The 20,972-nt window shown below is 39.7% G+C and carries 14 protein-coding genes and 1 tRNA gene; 10 read left to right on the top strand and 5 right to left on the bottom strand.

The window, feature by feature from the left end; all coding sequences use genetic code 11:
- Positions 1 to 372 precede the first annotated feature (372 nt).
- The 5 genes from rlmKL to rmf all read left to right on the top strand — a co-directional run bounded on the left by rlmKL (position 373) and on the right by rmf (position 6,994).
- A complete protein-coding gene (gene rlmKL / locus Q4533_RS16120) occupies positions 373 to 2,520 on the top strand; it encodes a bifunctional 23S rRNA (guanine(2069)-N(7))-methyltransferase RlmK/23S rRNA (guanine(2445)-N(2))-methyltransferase RlmL (protein ID WP_102476872.1) in 2,148 nt (715 codons plus the stop codon).
- 17 nt (positions 2,521 to 2,537) lie between these two features.
- Complete coding sequence (locus Q4533_RS16115; RefSeq protein ID WP_102437661.1) at positions 2,538 to 2,789, top strand: glutaredoxin family protein; 252 nt, start codon at positions 2,538 to 2,540, stop codon at positions 2,787 to 2,789.
- Positions 2,786 to 4,711, top strand: coding sequence for an ABC transporter ATP-binding protein (locus tag Q4533_RS16110; protein ID WP_102476871.1), 1,926 nt, complete (start codon positions 2,786 to 2,788; stop codon positions 4,709 to 4,711). The genes Q4533_RS16115 and Q4533_RS16110 overlap by 4 nt, the downstream gene beginning before the upstream one ends.
- A gap of 25 nt (positions 4,712 to 4,736) precedes the next feature.
- Complete coding sequence (locus Q4533_RS16105; RefSeq protein ID WP_102437657.1) at positions 4,737 to 6,638, top strand: DUF3466 family protein; 1,902 nt, start codon at positions 4,737 to 4,739, stop codon at positions 6,636 to 6,638.
- 179 nt (positions 6,639 to 6,817) lie between these two features.
- The gene (rmf, locus tag Q4533_RS16100; RefSeq protein ID WP_076539913.1) at positions 6,818 to 6,994 is read left to right on the top strand and encodes a ribosome modulation factor; all 177 of its coding nucleotides are present in this window, start codon (positions 6,818 to 6,820) and stop codon (positions 6,992 to 6,994) included.
- A gap of 128 nt (positions 6,995 to 7,122) precedes the next feature.
- Here the strand turns inward: rmf and fabA are convergent, their stop codons facing one another.
- Positions 7,123 to 7,638 carry a bifunctional 3-hydroxydecanoyl-ACP dehydratase/trans-2-decenoyl-ACP isomerase gene (gene fabA / locus Q4533_RS16095; RefSeq protein ID WP_102437655.1) on the bottom strand — a complete coding sequence of 172 codons (516 nt, stop codon included), beginning with the start codon at positions 7,636 to 7,638 and terminating at the stop codon, positions 7,123 to 7,125.
- A gap of 73 nt (positions 7,639 to 7,711) precedes the next feature.
- Complete coding sequence (locus Q4533_RS16090) at positions 7,712 to 9,451, bottom strand: S16 family serine protease (protein WP_102437653.1); 1,740 nt, start codon at positions 9,449 to 9,451, stop codon at positions 7,712 to 7,714.
- A 379-nt stretch (positions 9,452 to 9,830) separates the two neighbouring features.
- On the opposite strand from Q4533_RS16090, the gene Q4533_RS16085 reads away from it, so the two are divergent.
- The 3 genes from Q4533_RS16085 to Q4533_RS16075 all read left to right on the top strand — a co-directional run bounded on the left by Q4533_RS16085 (position 9,831) and on the right by Q4533_RS16075 (position 12,990).
- Positions 9,831 to 9,921 (top strand) — tRNA-Ser (locus tag Q4533_RS16085).
- Between the two features lie 87 nt (positions 9,922 to 10,008).
- The gene (locus Q4533_RS16080) at positions 10,009 to 11,328 is read left to right on the top strand and encodes a tyrosine-type recombinase/integrase (RefSeq protein ID WP_303503314.1); all 1,320 of its coding nucleotides are present in this window, start codon (positions 10,009 to 10,011) and stop codon (positions 11,326 to 11,328) included.
- Between the two features lie 876 nt (positions 11,329 to 12,204).
- Positions 12,205 to 12,990 (top strand): helix-turn-helix transcriptional regulator, encoded by a 786-nt coding sequence (locus tag Q4533_RS16075; protein WP_303462493.1) that lies wholly within the window; start codon positions 12,205 to 12,207, stop codon positions 12,988 to 12,990.
- Between the two features lie 382 nt (positions 12,991 to 13,372).
- Here the strand turns inward: Q4533_RS16075 and Q4533_RS16070 are convergent, their stop codons facing one another.
- Positions 13,373 to 15,241: a hypothetical protein gene (locus Q4533_RS16070; protein ID WP_303503312.1), complete on the bottom strand. Its 1,869-nt coding sequence runs from the start codon at positions 15,239 to 15,241 to the stop codon at positions 13,373 to 13,375.
- 612 nt (positions 15,242 to 15,853) lie between these two features.
- Here Q4533_RS16070 and Q4533_RS16065 point away from each other — a divergent pair.
- Complete coding sequence (locus Q4533_RS16065; protein WP_347230774.1) at positions 15,854 to 16,171, top strand: ATP-binding cassette domain-containing protein; 318 nt, start codon at positions 15,854 to 15,856, stop codon at positions 16,169 to 16,171.
- 71 nt (positions 16,172 to 16,242) lie between these two features.
- Here the strand turns inward: Q4533_RS16065 and Q4533_RS16060 are convergent, their stop codons facing one another.
- Both Q4533_RS16060 and Q4533_RS16055 read right to left on the bottom strand, forming a co-directional pair.
- The gene (locus Q4533_RS16060) at positions 16,243 to 16,938 is read right to left on the bottom strand and encodes a hypothetical protein (RefSeq protein WP_102530705.1); all 696 of its coding nucleotides are present in this window, start codon (positions 16,936 to 16,938) and stop codon (positions 16,243 to 16,245) included.
- Complete coding sequence (locus Q4533_RS16055; RefSeq protein WP_102476977.1) at positions 16,925 to 17,611, bottom strand: hypothetical protein; 687 nt, start codon at positions 17,609 to 17,611, stop codon at positions 16,925 to 16,927. The genes Q4533_RS16060 and Q4533_RS16055 overlap by 14 nt, the downstream gene beginning before the upstream one ends.
- Before the next feature lie 910 nt (positions 17,612 to 18,521).
- On the opposite strand from Q4533_RS16055, the gene Q4533_RS16050 reads away from it, so the two are divergent.
- The gene (locus tag Q4533_RS16050) at positions 18,522 to 20,519 is read left to right on the top strand and encodes a hypothetical protein (RefSeq protein ID WP_303503307.1); all 1,998 of its coding nucleotides are present in this window, start codon (positions 18,522 to 18,524) and stop codon (positions 20,517 to 20,519) included.
- Positions 20,520 to 20,972: the final 453 nt, after the last annotated feature.

The following is a 20,972-nucleotide window of genomic DNA, read 5'->3' as shown; positions in this document are numbered from 1 at the left end:
GCGGGAGCTGGATTTGAACCAACGACCTTCGGGTTATGAGCCCGACGAGCTACCAAACTGCTCCATCCCGCGTCCGTTTAAGCGGGGCAGACTATAACGGCCAATCTTGTTCTTGGCAAGTCATAATGACAACTTTATTACTGCTTGCTGACTTACTGAGCACCAATAGCAAAAAATAGCGGCTTTATAAGGCAGATAGCCCTGTTATAGCCGTAGTTTTGAAACAGAAATGAAAGTTTACTCACCAATACAGGGCTATATCGGTAATGTATTGTATAAAATGTGGCAATTAACAGACATTTTCACACCTAATATCGGTTTAGGTATATAATGCATGCTTAATTATATCTGTGAGTTGATGACTGTCTATCCATGTTAAATTTTTTTGCTGCTGCCCCAAAGGGGTTTGAATATAGCTTATCCAATGAGCTTAAAGAGTTTGGTGCTACTGATGTTAAGGAAAGCGTCGCTGGTGTGTATTTTTCTGCGCCTTTAGAACTTGCCTATCGAATTACATTGTGGACTCGACTTGCTAGCCGAATTGTTGTGGTTATCTATAAAGGTGCTTGTGAATCTGCTGAGCAACTTTATAACGCAGCTTACAGTATTGATTGGCCGTCTCACTTCTCAAACGATAGTACCTTCAGTATCGATTTTCACGGTACTGGCGGCTTTATTAATAATACCCAGTTTGGCGCTTTAAAAACCAAAGATGCGGTTGTGGATCGTTTTCGCGATGATGGTTTAGATAGACCTGATGTTGGACGCGTCAATGCTGAATTTAGAATTGATGCCCATTATCGTAATAATCAATTAACGCTTTCAGTTAATTTCTCTGGCGCTTCTTTACACCAACGTGGCTACCGATCAATAACCGGTGAAGCACCTCTGAAAGAAAACTTAGCCGCTAACATGCTTATAAGAAGTGGTTGGCAAGCAAATCCAATTACATTATTAGATCCCTTTTGTGGCAGTGGTACCGTTGTTATCGAAGCGGCATTAATGGCTGCAGATATTGCTCCAGCGCTTAAACGCGCCCGTTTTGGTTTTGAGCATTGGCATCAACATGACGATACCCTATGGCAAGGGATTTTAAATGAAGCAAAAGCCCGAGCCAGTCTTGGTAAAACTCGCTGCGCATTGAAGTTTTTTGCCTCTGATATTGACGGTCACCTTGTAGCGCTTGCAAAACAAAACGCAGAAAACGCCGGTGTTGCTGATTTAATTGAATTTAGTGTTTCAGATGCACTTGATGTTACTCCACCAGTAGAAGCGGGTTTCTTAATCTCAAACCCACCATATGGTGAGCGTTTAGGTAGCATTACGGAATTATTGAAGCTGTATTACAAGCTTGGCGATAAGTTTAAGAAAGACTTTGGCGGTTGGAAAATTGCCATGTTGTGTAGTGATATTGAATTACTCTCAGCATTAAAGCTAAAAGCCGATAAGCAAATGAAGATGTTTAACGGTGCACTAGAGTGTGGCTTTAACTTATATACTTTGCATGCTAAAAGCACTCGCCGTGAAATGCCGGTGTTGCCTGAAGGTGTTGATATTGCAGATATCTCGCCTGCTTTTGCTAATCGTATTAAAAAGAATATGAAGCAACTAACCAAGTGGGCTAAAAAAGAAGGTATTGATAGTTACCGCATTTATGATGCTGACTTACCTGAATACAATGTGGCAGTTGATAAATATGTCGATTATGTGGTTATTCAAGAATACTCTGCGCCTGCGACTATTCCTGAAGCGGTGACAAAGCGTCGTTTAACCGATGTATTACTTTCATTGCCTGCAGCATTAAATATGGACCCTGATCGCGTTACCTTAAAGACCCGTGAAAAGCAAAAGGGCACCAACCAGTATCAAAAGCTTGATCAACAAAAGCTGGAGATCATTACCCAAGAGTATGGCGCTAAGTTTAAGTTAAATTTAACTGGCTACCTTGATACCGGTTTATTCTTAGATCATCGTTTGACCCGTAAATTAGTTGGTGAAAAATCAGCGGGTAAAAATGTGCTGAATTTATTTTCTTACACAGGCTCTGCATCGGTACATGCGGCATTAGGTGGGGCTAAATCTGTCACTACAGTCGATATGTCAAATACTTACCTTGCTTGGGCAAAAGAGAATTTTGATTTAAATAATTTATCAGGTAAGCAATATCAATTCATCCAAGCTAACTGTATTCAGTGGGTGAAAGATTGTGAAGAGAAATTCGATCTGATATTTATCGATCCGCCAACTTTTTCTAATTCAAAAAGAATGGAAGATAGCTGGGACGTTCAACGAGACCATGCGGCAATGCTGGTTGATTTGATTAAAGTATTAAGCCCTAATGGCGAAATTATTTTCTCGAATAATAAGCGTAAATTTAAAATGGATATCGAGCTTTTAAGCCAATATAAAATGGACATTAAAAATATCGATAGTCAAACATTACCATTGGATTATAAGCGTAATCCGCACATCCATAATACTTGGTTAATTACCCATGCTAAGTCTCCTTACGCTAAATAAGCTTTAAGGTTAAAAGTATGAGTTCTAACCCAACAACAGACAGTGCAGGCCTAATTTTATATCACACAGATGGCTGTCATCTGTGTGAAATTGCTCAAGCGTTAGTTGAGCAATTAGGCATTGACTATCAACATATTGATATTTGCGATAATGACACACTGGCAAGCCGTTATGGCATATCTATACCAGTGTTAGTTATGGATGAAAAAGAATTGTTTTGGCCCTTTGATGCCCAGCAGTTAACAGAATTTATTAGGAGCGTCGCTTGAGTTTAGTTCGTATTAATAATGGCTCTTTAGCCTATGGCTATACCCCGTTATTGAAAAATGCTGATTTCACTATTTTACCTGGTGAGCGAGTGTGTATCGTAGGCCGAAATGGGGCGGGTAAATCAAGTTTAATGAAAGTGCTGTCAGGTGATGTATTACTTGATGACGGTGAATTTAATATTGCCTCTGATGTGAATGTCAGTCGACTACAGCAAGATCCGCCTAAAGCTGAAACCGGCACGGTTTATAAATATATCTCTTTAGCATTAAAAGAAATTGGTGAAATGCTAGAGCGTTATCATAAGCTTTCACATGACGTTGCTACCGCTGAACCTGATGAAATGAACAAGATGCTCAATCAAATGCAGCGCTTGCAAGAGTCATTAGATCATAATAACGGCTGGCATTTAGATTCTCGTATTATTCAAAATTGTGAATTGTTAGGCTTAGATCCCGATAAACCCCTTAGTGAGTTATCAGGTGGCTGGCAGCGTAAAGTGGCATTAGCAAGAGCCCTAGTTAGCGAACCGGACTTATTATTGCTTGATGAACCGACCAACCACCTTGATATTGATACCATTGAATGGCTTGAAGAGTTTTTATTAAACTTTAAAGGCGCTATCGTGTTTGTCAGTCATGACCGTGGCTTTATTCATCGTATGGCAACACGCATTGTTGATTTAGATCGCGGCGTAGTGACATCGTGGCCGGGTAATTACCATGCTTATTTAGAAGGTAAGCAAGAGTGGTTGCGTGTTGAAGCGGAACAAAATGCCCATTTTGACAAAAAATTAGCAGAAGAAGAAACTTGGATCCGTCAAGGGGTAAAAGCCAGACGTACCCGTAATGAAGGCCGAGTGCGCGCCCTTAAAGCATTAAGAAATGAACGCAGTGAGCGCCTGAATCGTCAAGGTAATGCCAAGATGAACGTCAGTGATACTGAGCGTTCTGGTAAGTTAGTATTTGATATTAATAATCTTAATTACAATTTACCTGATAAAGATTTAGTTAAAAACTTCAGTTCAACGGTTATACGTGGTGACAGAATTGCCTTAATCGGGCCAAACGGTTGTGGTAAATCAACATTAATTAAGCTATTAATTGAGCAGCTTTCGCCGCAATCAGGTGAAGTTAAAGTCGGTACCAAACTCGAAGTTGCCTATTTTGACCAATACCGTGAAGCGTTAGATCCAGAAAAAACCGTTGAAGAAAACGTAGGCGACGGTAAGAAAACCGTTACGATTAACGGTCAAGATCGTCATATATTAAGTTACTTACAAGACTTCTTGTTTTCACCTATGCGTGCACGTACCCCTGTTAAGGCGTTATCAGGTGGTGAGAAAAACCGATTGCTATTAGCACGCTTGTTATTGCGACCTGCAAACTTAATTATTCTCGATGAACCAACCAATGACCTTGATATTGAGACCCTAGAATTGTTAGAGTCCTTACTAACTGATTTTAAAGGGACCTTATTGATTGTTAGTCACGACAGGGAATTTATTGATAATACCGTGACCAGTAGTTGGTGGTTTGCCGGTAATGGTAACTGGCATGAGTATGTTGGCGGATACAATGATGCCGTCTCTCAGGGCGCTAAATTTTATTCTGAGGAACAAGCAGCAACATCTGTTGTCCAAACTCCTGCGCCAGTAGAAACTAAGCCTGTAAAGCAGACTAAAGCTGCCAGTACAGCACCTAAAAAATTATCGTTCAAACTTCAACGTGAACTCGAACAACTACCGAGTAAAATGGAAAAGTTAGAACAAGAAGTAGAAGAAATACAAAATACTGTGGCTTCAGCTGATTTTTATAGCCAACCACAAGATACCGTCAACTCAGTGCTTAAAGCATTGGCGACAAAAGAACAGGAATTGGACACTTGCTTCGAGCGTTGGGAAGAACTCGAATCACTGAAGTAAGCGTATAATAATAATAGGAATTATAATGAAGTCGAAGTTTGATAAGGCATTATCTGTCGTTGCCTTGAGTGTGCTTGGCGCTATCGGAAGTGTACATGCCGCTCCAGTATATGAAATTGTAAACATTGAAGATTTTGATCTTAAAGGCACAGTAGACGGTACCCGAAGTGGTTACGCCATGGCTGTTAATGCCAACAATGAACTTGTAGGTGTTTCTAAAGGTAAGAAAAAACTATCTGTCGATGATGACGAAGATGACAATGACGTTATTGATGTAGAAGATGGTATCGCACCTGAAGAAACCATTATTTATTCAGTATTTTTGCCTCTGGTGGCAAATAACTTTACTTTCACAGCGGAAGAAAACGATGCTGAGTCAGCTTGGTATCCAAACTTCTATAGCGTTAATGGCACTACAGCACCAACCGATGTTGATGATGAAGGCGAGTTAATTATCAATTCGGTTGATACCTTTTTCTATGGCATGAATGACAACAATTACAAAGTTGGTTCATATACTGCGCCTGAAAAAACTATCGACTATGTTGGTAGTGATGAAGACCAAGAGTTTTGGTACTATCGCGATTTTGAGCTTCGTGGTGTCGCTGTCACGCCTGACGGAGAAGAACTTGAATTAGTACCATCTTACGAAACTTATATTCGTGAAGATGATGGTTTTGAAGTTGAGTTAGGTGGCTGGTCAGCGGCTGCGGCAATTAACGATAATAATTTGGTGGCAGGTTATGCCAGTACTGACATTATTGAATTCAGCTCAGATCGTATCGATAGTTGTATTGACGCAGATTTAGACGCAGATGAAGACTCGCCAGCGCCAGTTGAAATTTGCGTGCAGGCCGATCAGTTCCCTGCAAATGGTCGTCGTAACATTCAGTATCAAACCCGTGCCCATGTATGGCAAATTGCTGATGATAATACGATTCCTGCAGAAAACGTCATTGAGTTGGAGTTAGGTTTAACCCCTGATGAAGATTCAACCTTGGTGTATACCGCTCAAGCTTTAGGTGTTAACAACAATGATGTCGTCGTAGGGCGCTCACACGTTTACCGTAATGGTAAAACGGATGATCTTTATCAAGACGCTGCCTATTGGGTGAAAAATGCCGCAGGTGAATATGAGTATCAGTGGATTGATACTGATATTTTCAGTGACGATGTTTATAACTCAATAGCACGTGATATTAATGATAATGGTATTGTCATTGGTACTTTTTATAAATATGTCAGTGGAATTTTACGAGATAAGTTCTTCTATTACGATATTAACAACCCATCTGCTGAAATCGTAGTACCTAGTGACTTTCAAGATTCAGGTATTTCAGAGCTAAGTAGTTACCCAAAAGCCATTAATAATGCAGGTCAAGTGGTTGGTAATATTGAGGTCACTTATGATAAAGATAAGCCGCGACCAAAAGCAGGTTTTCTTTATAACATCGGTGATGATGAATTTGTGAACCTTAATGCGACTTTAACGTGTGAGTCAAAAGGCTATGAGCAAGATGCTGATGGCAAATGGACTCGTTATCCGGTTGAGGTTATTGATGGTGACGGCTCAATTTTAAGCTATGACAGTGAAATATATGTGGTTGAGGCCAATGACATCAATGAAGACGGCACCATTGTAGGTACAGCATTTATTCGTAAACCTTTATACCAATTTGATACCGATGGTAATTTGATTCTTGATGAAGACACTAACCTACCGTTATTTGAAATAAATGGTAATGGCGACCCTGTAACGTCTTATTTACCGCGTATGGTGGTAATGAAACCGGTATCAGGTAACGAACAAGCCTGTACTGAAAGTGATGACGTAGAAGATGAGCCCTATGTAAGAAAAGGGGCGGCTAGCTTTGCTTGGTTATTCGCTCTGCCGTTACTTTGGTTACGTCGTCGCAAGCTTAAGTAGAGAGCATTTTTTGAACTAAAAGTCGAGGATTATTCCTCGATTTTTTTTTGCTTTTTATCTCAATACTTTAATCAAAAACACATAATTTTGTCATATTTTTGCATTGATCTTGTGTGAAATTTCACCTATTTGTAATGCTGAAGCGAACGCTTCTTGATTAACAAAATGAGGATGTGTTAATGAAAAGACAAAAAAGAGATAAGTTAGATAGAGCTTTTTCTAAGGGATTCCAAGCAGGTATTGCAGGGCGCTCTAAGGAGCTTTGCCCTTACGGAACTTTAGATTCTAAATCTCAATGGTTAGGTGGTTGGAGAGAAGGCGTAGATGGACGTATGAGTGGTTTGTTTAATAAATAAATGAAAAGGCATCATATTAATATCTTTGCCCTCAGGGTGTTGATTGAGGGCAAAATAATGCCGTTTAGCTAAGTTAACCCGAAGCAACATTAGCTAACAGTGATTACTATTCATATTCAGTGAAATGCTTAAAAGGTCGAGGTATCCTTAAAAATACCGACTTTCAAATCAGTAGCCGAGTAAATCTCACGGCCATCCACTTCCATAGTGGCATCAGCAATCCCCATAACCAGCTTACGGTGAATCTTTCGTTTTAAAGTGAGCTTATAGGTGACTTTTTTCGCTTCCGGTAATACTTGCCCGGTGAACTTTACTTCGCCAACCCCAAGTGCGCGCCCTTTACCTTCTGCGCCTTCCCAGCCTAAATAAAAGCCAACCAATTGCCACATGGCATCTAAACCTAAGCAACCTGGCATCACAGGATCGCCATTAAAGTGGCAGTCAAAAAACCATAAATCAGGGGTGATATCGAGTTCAGCGACTATTTCGCCTTTACCATATTCACCACCGTCAGCATTAATGGTTGTGATCCTATCTATCATCAACATATTATCGACAGGCAGACGTGGTGAGTTAGGCTCAAAAAGGTTGCCATTACCACATGCGATCAGCTCTTCTTTAGTGAAACTGTTAGCTCTTTTCATTTAAATATTTACCACTTTATTACGAATAGGCTGACAAGATAGCGAACACGTGTAAGCTAAACAACTCCGATCACTATAATATCTTTAATTTCATTAATATTTTTTGTAAAAAGCTTAATTCGAGCTCTTCATCATCGTGGCCAGCCATTTTTTCTAAACGTGTTTGGACCTGGCCATAAATTGATTCAGCAGGAAAATCATTGTCTTCGTTTCTTACCCCTGCTGGAGCTTTCATTAATAAATCGATAGCTTGATCCATATGCTCAATTGCATGAATATGAAACAAGCCTTTTTCAACGGCCTCAATAACTTCGGTTTCAAGGTTTAGTTGTAGCACATTCGATTTAGGAATAATAACGCTGTGCTCACCTGTTAAGCCACGTCGCTTACATAAATGATAGAAGCCTTCGATCTTTTCATTCACACCACCAATGGCTTGCACCGCGCCGAATTGATCTAGTGCGCCCGTAATGGCAAATGCTTGGTTAATCGGCTGCTCGGCAATGGCAGACATTAAGCAACAGTACTCAGCTAAAGAGGCACTATCGCCATCAATCTCTTGATAAGACTGCTCAAACACTATATTGGCATTTAAATGCAAAGGTACATCGCGACCAAAAATACGGTACAAGGAAGCTGAAAGGATCATCATACCTTTAGTATGAATATTACCGCCCAACTCTGATTTCCTCTCAATATCAATCACTTCACCGTCACCATAATGGACAGAGGTAGTGATCCTTGCCGGCTCGCCATAACTTGAATCATCAGTGTCAATCACAGTTAAGCCATTAATCTGGCCGATTATTTCACCGCTCGTTTGCAGATTAATGAAATTATCATCAAAGTTTTGTGCTGAATAAACCTCAGAACTGTCATGGCGTGACTTTGACTGTCTAAGAGCTTTTGCTATGGCAGTTGAATTGAGCGAAGCACTATTAGAGTATGCTTTAGCTTGAGTCAGTACCTGAACTATTTGCAGCATTGATAAACTTAAGCGTTGCTGATGCTCAGTAAGTTTGGCGCTGTAATTAAATAGCGGTATCAAGCTTGATGGCTCTAATTGAATGTTATAGGCATCAGCTAAACTATTTAGCCATTGCAGGTACTGAGTTTCATTATATTTAGTTAAATCAATTTCTGAGTTAACCTCGCCAAGCAGTGGAAAGTTTTTATAAAAAACTCTGTCTTCAGTTCTTAAATGAGTAAACAAGTTAGCTGAGCCCATTAGCACAATTTTACAATTGAGTGGGATTGGCGCGATATCGTTGCTAATTTTATATTGTTTATGCTCGAGGATCTGCATGACAAAATCCCACAGGCCTTCACGTTTCCATAAAGAGTTAGCATCAATAAAAACGAAATGGTTGGAGGCTAAAATGCCAGCTTTATACTGGCTAGACTTATCAGTCTTATGCATTTTACCGACTAGATCAGCGCGGCGAATAGAGCCACTAACATAGCTGTAAAGGGTATTTTGATGCGCAACAGTGCCAACATTCTCTGCCGGTAACTCAGCCTGCCAGCGGAAATTAAAATTGTGATTTTCATCTTGGCTTTTAGTCGCAACCAAAAAGGAATCTGATGGCGTATTAGCCTGACTCACAAGGGCTTTAATAAACAGTTCACGCTCAATACCCGCAAAATCAGCGACAAATAAATGTTGGTGTGCAAGTTTAGTCATTAAATTAAATGCATCTAAACAACGCTCTTGTCCCAACAATAAATGGCTTAGATAAGCAGTAGAAGGTAAAGATTGAGGTAACGTAAACTGAGGAGCAAGTTTGGGTATAGAAATTAAAGTTGTGGTCATAGCTTTAAGTATCAGAAATAGTTAAAGCGATTTTAGCATATATTATCGTCATATCATTGAAATGTTCGATGCTTTGCGGATTATCTATGGGCTTGCTGGAAAAATATGACACTGGATTGCTATATTCAAGGCCATTGCTGCTTCTTATTTGGGGGTTAGCGTAATTCTTTAAACAAAATGTAATCGCTAAAAGCGTGTTTGTTGATAGAAAAGGTGAGGGAATCCAGTGGTGTAGAAGGTGATTTTTACTCACCTGATTAGCAAATGAGCCAACAAAGGTGGAAAAATGTCTTAAAAGCTTATTTGATGAGCATTTGAATGTTTTTTTATAAATTCCGGTTTACAACGAGGTCTGATACTTATATTATTCTCGGCGTTCGGAGAGATGGCAGAGTGGTCGAATGCACCGGTCTTGAAAACCGGCATGGGTTTGTAGCCCATCTAGGGTTCAAATCCCTATCTCTCCGCCATATTAAATACGAGAAAAGCCGTTGATTATCAACGGCTTTTTTTGTTTCTGGCGTTTGAGGGGCTTTCTGAGAGGATTGACTCAGACAATGTACCTTTATAGAGTTCCTAATAACGTGTACTTCACACGTATCTGTTTAGCCAAATCGTTACGCGATAAAGGCTTTCCTTTTGATATTAAAGTTTCTTTGTTGACTCGTGACAGAGCACAAGCGGTTATTCGCAATATCGATGTCGCAGGCACGCTGAAAAAAATCATCAATACCATAGACCATCAAACCTGTATCAATGACTTTATTCGTTATGTTGATGAAGTGATTAACAGTCTTCGCAGTGAATTTGAGAAAAACAAGTCAACCATCAGTACAAAGCCAGCAAGTTATAGCATCCCCATCAGAGACACTAAGCTGTCACAACACCGTGAAAGCACGGCTGTAGCCCAAGCAATGCCCGTGGTGACGTTACATGATGCTCTAGCAGGTTTTGTTACTTCAAAAGAGAAGTCAGGCATTAGACCACTCTCTATTAAACAACTTGGACAGCGAACCTTTCACTTCATTAAATTACTGCCAACAATCGGTAACCGGTCACCAAAAAGCACTCAAGCTATTTGCACTAACGATATTACCTCGGCCGATGCGATGAAGTACCGTGATGAACTGCTTACACAGGGCAGAAGCTATAAAAGTAATAAAGAATACTTAGCGGCCGTATTTCAGTTTTTTAAGTGGTGCAAGTTAATGAACTACTGCAGCCATAACCCTTTTGAAAATGTGACAGTAGGGCAAAAGCCCAAAGTTAAAACCAACCAAGAAAGAGACCGTTGGGATACGAGTGATTTAAAAAGGCTAATACATTCAGCCGAATTTAAAGCTTCAACAGTGGACTTTAAGTGGGTTACCCGATTGATGCTTTATGGCGGCCTAAGGCCATCAGAGGCGTGTCAGTTAAAGCCCAGTGACATCGTCGTAATCGAAGGTATTCATTGCATTAACGTTGATGACAGCGGCAAAGGGCAACGTATTAAGAATGCTAATGCAAGACGCAGTATTCCAATACACCAAACCTTGATAGAGCAGGGCTTTATTGAATTTGTAAAAACACGTAAAAAACATCCCCAGTTGTTTAATTATAAACCAGTGGGGTTAGTGGAAGATTGGTCAAAAACCTATTGTAAGCACCTATCGATATTACAAACCTGCATTGGCATGAAAGCGAGTCAACGACCAACGGCTTATAGTCTACGACACACTTTTATCGATGAGTTTAAGCGTTTGGATATCAGCGAGCATATTGTGGCGCAGATAGTTGGCCACGCAAACCCAAACATCACCTACGGCCGCTATGGGAAGGATATGCAGGCTAGGGCATTACTCAAATACATTGAGCGACTTGAATATAATATTTGATGATCGGGTGTGTTTATTCGAAAGTGATAGAGGAGTGTGTAGCTCATTTCTGCCCCTTTTCGAGTTAAAGTAATTACTCAGTAGAAGATCGTGCCGCTGAAATCATAGTACTTTTCCTCATAACTGGCAGCTAAAGAGCTTTGTTTAAAAACTCCCAGAACTGTGCAGAAAGGGTATCTTCGTATCCAAATGTTTAGAGTGCATGGTTATGCAAAACTGCTTGAAGTCATATGCCAGAAATAGAAAAAATGAGTTAGAGAATTCACTCTAACTCATGCAGTTCAGGTAAAGAAAAGTAACTTGAAGTCGGTAGGAACGAACCTAATCGATCAAACTACTTAACAGACTTGACAGCTTCAAAAAGGATCTTGTTGAACTCATTCGGTTTTTCTAGCATCGGAAAGTGCCCAGACTCCTCAATGTAGTAAATGCTGTAATCTTTGATATGTTGTAGTAGCTCAGACTTGATCTGACAGTTACCCATTTTTTATGGTGTCTGTCAGCTTAGATTTGAGCTAGGTTTTTATCTGCCCAAATCTGTTTCCCATCCAATAATGTTTCAAGTGGCGTTCGACCAGTACAGGGGGCTAAGTAAAGCTTTGTGTCTAAGGCTGCGGCTATCACTTTATGATTCGCAAACTCACGACAATTGCTGATCGTTGTCGTGTGCGCATAACGTTATGTTCTTCAAAACTGGCGAATATCAGAATGCATTGAAAGACATATTTTTATATAGATGTTTGATGTTTATTAGTAGTTTGTCACAAATTTAAATTTCTGGTTGTTTACGTTATGAGGTTTATCACTGAAGTTATCGTTGTAGATAAGTAATATTAACACTTACATATATAAGTAAAATCATTGGAAGTTTTGGGGATGAAACAATCAATAATAAGTAATAAAGTTACCATTGATTCTGCAATTGAACGGCGAGAGAGACTAGAATTAACACTAAATAACGAGGTAAGTCGTTTAGGTTTTATTGGGGGCACTTATATTCTCGATTTGGCAAGATCGGTGAAGATGCAAAACTCTCATATTGATGTTGATGCTGAAGTGTCGATTAGTAAACGTGAGAAACGACATAATTTTTTATATTCTAACTCAGCAATGCGTAAGATGAGAGCGGACTTTACCAAAAAAGCCATTAAAGTTGAGCCAAATATGAGCAAATTGAATGCTAGTGGCATTCAGATTTTTAGTTACGAAGAGGATACGGAGGCTTCACGACTGTGTCGTGATGTTTTAAGTAAGTATAACGTAAGAAGCCGCGTCTATTATCGTTACCAGAGTGAAAACTGTCCTTATCTTCATGGGCGATTTTTTTTCATGAGTGAATTTGAACCAACAGTATTAAAGACGTTTGCGGAGCAAAATAGGGAACAAATGCAGCAATTTATTTCTAATTTTCATAATATGGTACTGGGAAGTGAAGCAACATCAGAGATTAATCCTTTCACTGGTTTGGGGCTTATTTCGCGTAAAAGTCATAATGTGTTAAAAATGCTTGCAGAAGGTCATTCAAGAATTTCAATTTCAGAAACGCTGCACTTGACTGAGCGTGGTGTCGACTACCATGTCAATAAAATGAAAGCCTTATTTGAAGTTAAAAACAATTCGCAACTGGTAGCTGTTGCATTTAAATATAAAATTTTGTCATAAGGTCTAGTAGCTCAGATTTGATCTGACCGTTACCTCTTTTTTTATGGTGTCTGTCAGCTTAGATTTGAGCTAGATTTTTATCCACCCAAATCTGTTTCCCATCCAATAATGTTTCAAGTGGCGTTCGACTGATCAGTCACCGATAGATTTTGAAATCTCTTTTAGAAAAGTGTCCGGTTGGAGTTGACCAGAACAAGGCAATATGTAAAAAAGGAACGGACTTAAGAACCGTGTCAGATAGTGATATTGAGTTTGCGTTGTCGGGAATAAATTACTGACCCAAAAAGTGTTTAGGGTTCAAGCAGCCAGCTGTAATATTTAAAAATATGACATTGGCTGCTTGATATAGGCGAGTGTCGCACTTCACAGTTGAATTTGGGGATTATTTATCAAATGAACCGTTATCGTGACACGTCATGCATGAATATGGATCTGGGAATGTTTGTGACATGCTCCAGTCTGAATTCGCGCCACTAATAATACCTTTATCAGGGTAAGAGTTTGGGTTACCTGCTGAATCTCTAGGCATCACCGGGCTTCCACTATTGTAGAAGAAGATATCTTTTTCTTCATTAATAGCGTCAATGATACTCGGTACAGTACGCTTGCTGAACGCATCACCATGGAATTCAGGTGTTTTAGAGCTAGAGTGACACCAGAAACAGCGAGCGGTTGCACCATGACCTTCACTTGCACCATTAGTCCCGTGACAAGTTGAACAGAAGTAAGGCTGTGGAATGTCAAACCCATCGTTGGTGTTAACTGGCAGTGGTGCGCCATTCATGTGTCCATCTTCTGGGTTGTGACACAACATACAGTCAGCTTTGCCCCAGCCATAGTGAGATTCTGTTAGCATAGCATCAGAATTTGCATCTTTTGCAGAATTTAGGGTTTCTAAATTTGCCACTAGGCCATTGCTAAACTCGTATTCTTTGCCTAGATCATTGCCATTATATTCTTCCATACCCCATGCATTATAATGATTTGCATAAACCAGCATTCCGTATTCTTTTGGATAGCTCATCACCCACACATCAGTCATTAAGTGTAACTTATTGCCACCAAAAGCATATTGGAAGTCGTCTATACAATCTTCAGCTGGAAAAGCACTAACAGAAGCTGTTTTACCTTCTTTATCCCACAAACATGCAGGCAGTGGTCCATAGTCGGTGGCTACTTCTTTTTCGCCCATCATGTTAACCCAACCTTCACCTACTGACGATGTGATACCATTTACATGGTTAACTGAATACGAATTGACTGAAGCCCCTGTATCCACTGTTGGCCAGTAGCTCAGTTTAAAGTCATATCCTTCATCGATTGCAGACATAAACCAATCTATACCTGTAATAACGCCTGGCTGAAAGACGTCTGGACGCAGGTTATGGGCAGTTACTTTTAAATTTTGTACATAAGGGTAAGGATATGGCGTATCACCATCACGGACCAAAATTTCACTAATGACTTGACCATTTTCATCCAGACGTGCCATTTCTTTTTCCCACAGGTGTTGGCGTCTAACAGTGGTAACTTCATGGAAAGGCTGGAATCTGATAGCTAAATCATGCTGCGCCCACATTTCATCCATACGGTTGTAAGTCGCCTCACCATCTGGTTCACCAGTCGCACGTTGGAAATCTCCGGCACTAGTTTTAAAGCGGAAGAACCAATTAGGCGAGTTAACGAATTCATCACCATCATTGGTAAAGTCACCATCATTATTTTTGTCATAGGAGATGGAAAACTCGAAAGTGTTATAAGGAGACTCTTCTGCAGGTGTAACAGAGTCAAATTTAAGTTGAGGATCGCTATGCACTACATATCGTAATACATCGAATACACTGTATTGTCCTTCAACAAAAATATCTGGTCGAGAGGTATGCTGACCGTAACCATCAGGGTTTTCGGTAAGAAAAGCGACAACATCAGAATAGTTAACTTCAAGGTAGTCAATCGGTGGGTTTTCTACCCCTGCTTTTTGCGCATCATAAAAACTAATTCGGCCGTCACCATCAAGATCTTCTGCCTGATCGCTGTTCATCCAAGTTTTAATTTTGTCGTCAAAGCGGCCTAAAGCGACATAATGAATTTTGTCAGCCACAGGTTGATGATTAACATCCATTACCACATATTTATCATTTTTATAGCCCTGTTCTGGCTCTGTTAGGTCAACCTTATCATTACTGTCACTGCCACAACCTACAAGCAAAAAAGACAAAGCCAAAGTGGTTGTTATTACATTAAGTTTCATTACTCATCTCCAGTATATTCTGAATCTATAGCAATATTTATTTACTGCTAAATTCATGATTGGATATTATTTTTATCCATTAATCACTCAGTCGAGTATGAATTCGAGCCGCAATAAAAACGCTATCAGTACTCATAGAAATAAAGATTTGTTGAGTAAAATCGGAGGTGGGTCACATAAAATAAACAGTTAAGCAACCGTGCCGGGCAGATGTTAACAATGCTGCTAAAGAGTTACATTGCCCTGTGTATATTTAAGGCTAATACTCTTTGATATTCGTTAATCCTATTACAGATATAGTGTGATTGGTAGATTCTGCATATCTATCACCTTAGTAACAGACCAACTTTGTGATATCCCTCAGTATAAGGTGCAGGGCGAGATCGCGAACGTTTTCAGGACTATTTATAGTGCTCTTTTAAATCCTGATTCTGCTTACTAAATCTTTATTTGAGGTTAGTTAAAAGTGATTCTGTCTTTTGGTTGAATAGATTGTATGAAAACGCACAATATTGGCTATTGCGCTTTTAACAAGGCCTCACTATTCATTTAGCGGTCATTAAAATTTGTGTTTTAATTACCATAAATAGCTTCCGCGAGTAGCCTTGCAGCTTGGGGGATATTCGGCCCAGCCTATTTGGTAACTGCCGAGTCAAATGTCAACTACAGCAAGTTGCCAATCAGCTTCATTTTACGCTTTCTGGGGGACAAAAGCAGCGGCTATTGCTGGCGTTGAGTTTAGTTAATGATCCCGCTTTGCTTTTTTTAGATGAGCCCACCACAGGGCTAGACCCCCAAGCAAGGTTACATTTTTGGCAGTTGGTTAGGGAGATAATAAAACAAGGGAAACCAGTTATTCTCACTACACATTATATGGATGAAGCAGAGCAGCTTTGCGATCAAATTGCCATCATGGATACACGCAAATGAGGCTTTAAATTATTCTTGATTTTGCGGACCTGCAGTAAGTGTTGCGCCCCTATCAAGTAGGGGCAATGATATTACTGAATTAAAAAGTTATTGTATGCTGAATGTATTAAGCTAGAGCAGTTGCTAGCACCTAGTAACTTCTTGAGTTTAAGTATGCGATAGTCGACACCTCGTGCGGACAAATGTGCTGCTTTGGCAATTGATTCACGGTCGTGTCCATTTGCCATCATATATAATATCGCAATATCAGCGCTTTTTATTAAACCATAGTCTAAAAACGGATTCAGGTTCTCCATACTACTTTGCAGTAACATGTAATGAATATCGGTTAGGTCTTTATATAAACGGCTAAATGCATTGGGGTCAGCAAGTTTATTATTAGTTTGCACCATGAAGTAGAAGCGCCCCACCCAATTGGGGTTCATCATACAGGGGACTTCTACGGTTACTTTTTGCTGGTAGCCAAATTTAACAATATCGTCATTAGGTCCAACTTTAAACTGTGGCCAGTCACTGTAATCCCAAGTATGGTATTTACGCTTTAAAGAGACCTCTGTGTTGTGGTCTTTTTTTGCCCACTTTTTTCGAGATACTTTGCTGTATTTTATCGCATTAACTGAGCTAGCGAGAATATGAGTTCTACCAGCTACTTGATTAAGTTTAGAGAACCCTGAAGGTAGCATATTACTATTTATGTCTAAGACAAACATGGTGTCTGTAATATTATGAGTTCGTGAGAACTCGTTCAGAATGCTACTGACTTTCATGCTTAGCCTCCATTTCTGAAAAGTCCTTTAGTAGACCATATTGATTTACGTTATAAATTAACGCGGGTAAACTGTCTGCTTCAAACGTTATTTTGGCGATTTCTATATAATAATCGATGCCACGTACCGATAAATTTAATTTTGGCGCGATATCCTTTCTAGAGTAACCCACGGCCGTAAACTGTAATATATCGATTGTTTTACGATTAATTACGCCCATATTTATTAATGATTGTTTGATAAGTTTATGGCTATTATTGATTTTAATCGCTACTTGCAAAAGCTTTGATTTAATCAACTCAAGCTTGTCACTTAGAGCTGTAATACAGAGCTTGTTAGAATAAAAAACAAATTTTGCTGTTAATTTAGGCGCGAATAAAAAAGTGATATCAATGCTCATGTTCTCTTTATACATGAGGTTTGCAACATCAAGCGTTGGAGTAGCAGAACGGCTAGGTGCACTTGTTTTATCAGCTTCCAAACTGACCCATTGGCAATGTTGTGCTTTGAATTGTTTGACAACATGCTTATCGCTAGCAACGACAAGGCTAGCAGCTTCACGAGTTGTGCGTAGATTAATTGGGTTATTCAAAAAAATATAGAGCACGCAAGCATTAACGCCTAGTTCATTAGACAGAGTAGACAAATCAGAGTCTATTATTGCTTTCATCATAGTGCTCCTCCTTTGTATAGTGAGCCGAAGCTACCCTTTGTAAATACCGTAATTAAGTGATTGCGAATTTTATGCATTTCCTTGTTTCCAGCAATAGCGATTGTGAATAAATGCGACAGTGGGCAATACCTACTTTTAGATATGCGACATGGTTCAAGACAATAGTGCTGGATTCAAAAAATCTAACAAGCTTTCTTTGTTTTCTGTGAAAAACCACTAACAGGGATAAGTGTTACAGCATTGATGATGTGAGAAAGAGGCCATTAAGCTTGTTGATATTTGGCTGGATTGGCTATTTAAGTTGCTTTGTGCAGGACCCGTTGATTTACAAATGTAATTACGGCTAAAGGCTGACAAGGTTGTAATTAACTATGTAAATACCGAAACATCACTCTCAGAGCTAGTGTCTACTCAATTATTATCATTAAAACCTTAATATAAATGGATCTTGAGAGCTTATGATGTTGATAATTCTTCAAAACAACAATTAATCATTTATTCGCAAAACATGTGTTACCTTGCGTAAAACAGGCTGCTGAACAACATCATTAGTTAATCAAGTTTCCCCTTTATATAGAATCAATATGGACATGCTGTGTGGTGTAAAAAACGCACTCCTTTTTGATGTTACCTTTTCAAATTAGGCACTGTTTCTAACGTTTTATATGTTCAATATGCATTTTGTTGCAGTTGTTAGCGTAATGTTTATGGTGATTTTTTTGATTTTATTTATGAGTTAAAGTTGATTAAGTTAGTGAATTTAAATGTAATTGTGATGGGGTTCAAATCTAAATAAACAAAATCATTTTATTTACAAATGGTGTGATTGTTACTGTGAGAAGTCACTGTCCCTTAAGGCGTTGGGTAAGTCAATATGCCGCTTCAATATTTACATTGTAAAAGGGATGAGATGAAACATATAAAAACATCAGCAACATTATTAATGCTTGCAATGCTTGCCGCTTGTGGAAGTGATGACGCCAAAAGTTCTCCTGAAAATCCAGATATACCTGAGATTGTCGAGCCGCCTCAAACAGGTAGTCAAGTATTCGATAATGTTTGGGGGCCAGATATTAAGTGGCAGTTAGAAGGGCCGATCACTATTTATATCGGTAAAGAAATGGCTAGAACAGACTGGGTGGCACAGTCTGAAAGGCGACATGGTGATATAAAGCACGGTTATACCGTTCAGGCTGCAGATGTTCGTAAGTTGATCCCTAAGCCATTACGTGATGATATTTTCAATGATGGTCAAATTACCTTTGCTGAAGTATTGCTTTACGTTTCAGCGACACGTGATGACTTTCACGTTGAATACGAGTGGGGCGAGGACATTGGTGCTTACCGCTTTACGGTTTGGCATAACGAAGATGGCAGCAACATTGAATTTGATACTGATGGCAAGCCTGTAGGTGAAGGCGATCCAAACTGGGCCGCAAACTGGATCCCAGACACAGGTGAATTTAAAAGAGAAAACAAGTACACCAACTTCGGCGAAGCGGTTGGAACTCGCATGGAAATGACGGTACTTCAAGATAATTCTGGGGTGATGTTAGCTTCTCGAAGTGAAGCTTACACCTATCGCCGTGAAGAGATGCAGCGCACCCAAGTTGAACGCAGAAAGGCTGATGAAGAAAAGTTTGGTGATAACCGTGCAACCTTCCCAAGAGTGATGGTACAGCCTGTTGGCGGTGAACAAATGGTCTTTAACGATGTGGTTGTTCGTCCACATAACCTGCGTCCTGATATCTATAAAAAAGACGTCATGATCACCATGGCTGATGTATTCATGAGTCTGCATGAGCAAGGCTTAGTTGAAATGGGCTTTTCTTACTGGGGACAAATTTCCACCGGTGCTAATATTCAACACTTTTTAGTTAACTCTGTTGATGGCGTGGTAAACCAAGCGCGTTTTGCCTACGCAATTGACGGTTATGAAACACGCTATACAAGTGATTGGAACCATAAGTACGGTCTAGGGAATATGGCAGATTCGAACTCAGCGCCACCTGCAACTTTTTGTGATGGCATTGGTCTTGATGGTCAAAAGACAGGCACTCCAAATGGTTTGGTTGACGAGGAATGTGCCGAATACTTTGGTAGCAAAGGCATTGAAATCGATTTGACTGATTGGCATGGCGATAAAAACCGTCACGTATTTCCTGACGTGTGGCCATTATACTACCCAACTGATAGCGTATTTGTTATGGCGCGTCAGTTGAAATTTGCTGCGCCAGAAAGCCACCGAGTGGGTGGTGATGATAAGTATCCAATTTACGATATTGACGAGGCAATTCGTCCATTATCTGAAGAGCATTTTGGCTGGGGCGTTGCCGATTGTGGTACTTGTCACTCGTTAGGTAGTATTCACTCTGATGGCGACCAAGGTAGTTTGGGGGTTAACCCAACGCCCGTTTATGTTATGGATCTAGCTAAAGGCGTACAGTCTTATGAAGTATTAGATGAAGCGGATCGCGCCGTGGCACCTTACCAATGTGCTCAATGTCATGGTAATAACGGTGCTCCAGAAGGACATGGTGAAGTCGGTGTTTGTTTCTGGTGCCATGACAATGAGTTTCAACCTAAAAACCATGGTTCAGTAAATAAACTGTTTCCGAAAATGTACGAAGGTGGTAACTCTCCTGAAGATATGACCTTTCATCCAGCTAAACCAATCATTGATGTGCCATCAACCGATAGAGATGCTGTGAGCGTTGTTAGTGGTGAAATGTACGGTGATCCAAATTACTTATTGAACATATTACCTGAGTTGAAAGATCAAAACTTTGTTTATATGCACGGCTTATATAGCGATGATATGAAAGTTAGGGGTAATAGTGACTGGACCACAGATCCTGTTTACCCAGATCCATACTCGTGTATGACTTGTCACGTAAACCCAAAATAAGCTGTAATTAGTTAAATTCGATGCTAAAGGCCACTTGATTTCAAGTGGCCTTTTTTTTGAGTATGTTCCGTCCTGAGCTAAGCTGACAAAGGTTTGTCATAGCTGTGGGTAAAATCTGATTTTAAGCTTGTTGGAAAGCAGTTTTATATTGTAGTAAAGCGTGGACCCTGCAACTCTTTATCATGGTCATTTTACGGTCTAAAAAGCATTCATTTTAATTGATGGGTGTAGTAGTTAGGTTAAAGTTGAGCTGTTTTAGCTTTATTTAGGTTGTTAAGGTGTGTAAATGTTCAAGGTGTGCGTTTCAAATAGTTTAAGAGGTTTGAGGTGTTCAATTTAATGCAACCCAAGCTATTTGTGATACGTTTCAAATCTAAGAATTCAATATCATTTTTATTACAACTGAATGTATTTTACTGTGATAAGTCACTAACTCAAAAGGGGTAGGTTGAG

It is taken from the genome of Shewanella sp. 6_MG-2023 (assembly GCF_030547195.1).
GTDB lineage: Bacteria > Pseudomonadota > Gammaproteobacteria > Enterobacterales > Shewanellaceae > Shewanella.
Note: the sequence above shows the minus strand (reverse complement) of the source record. Positions and strands in the feature narration are given on the sequence as shown.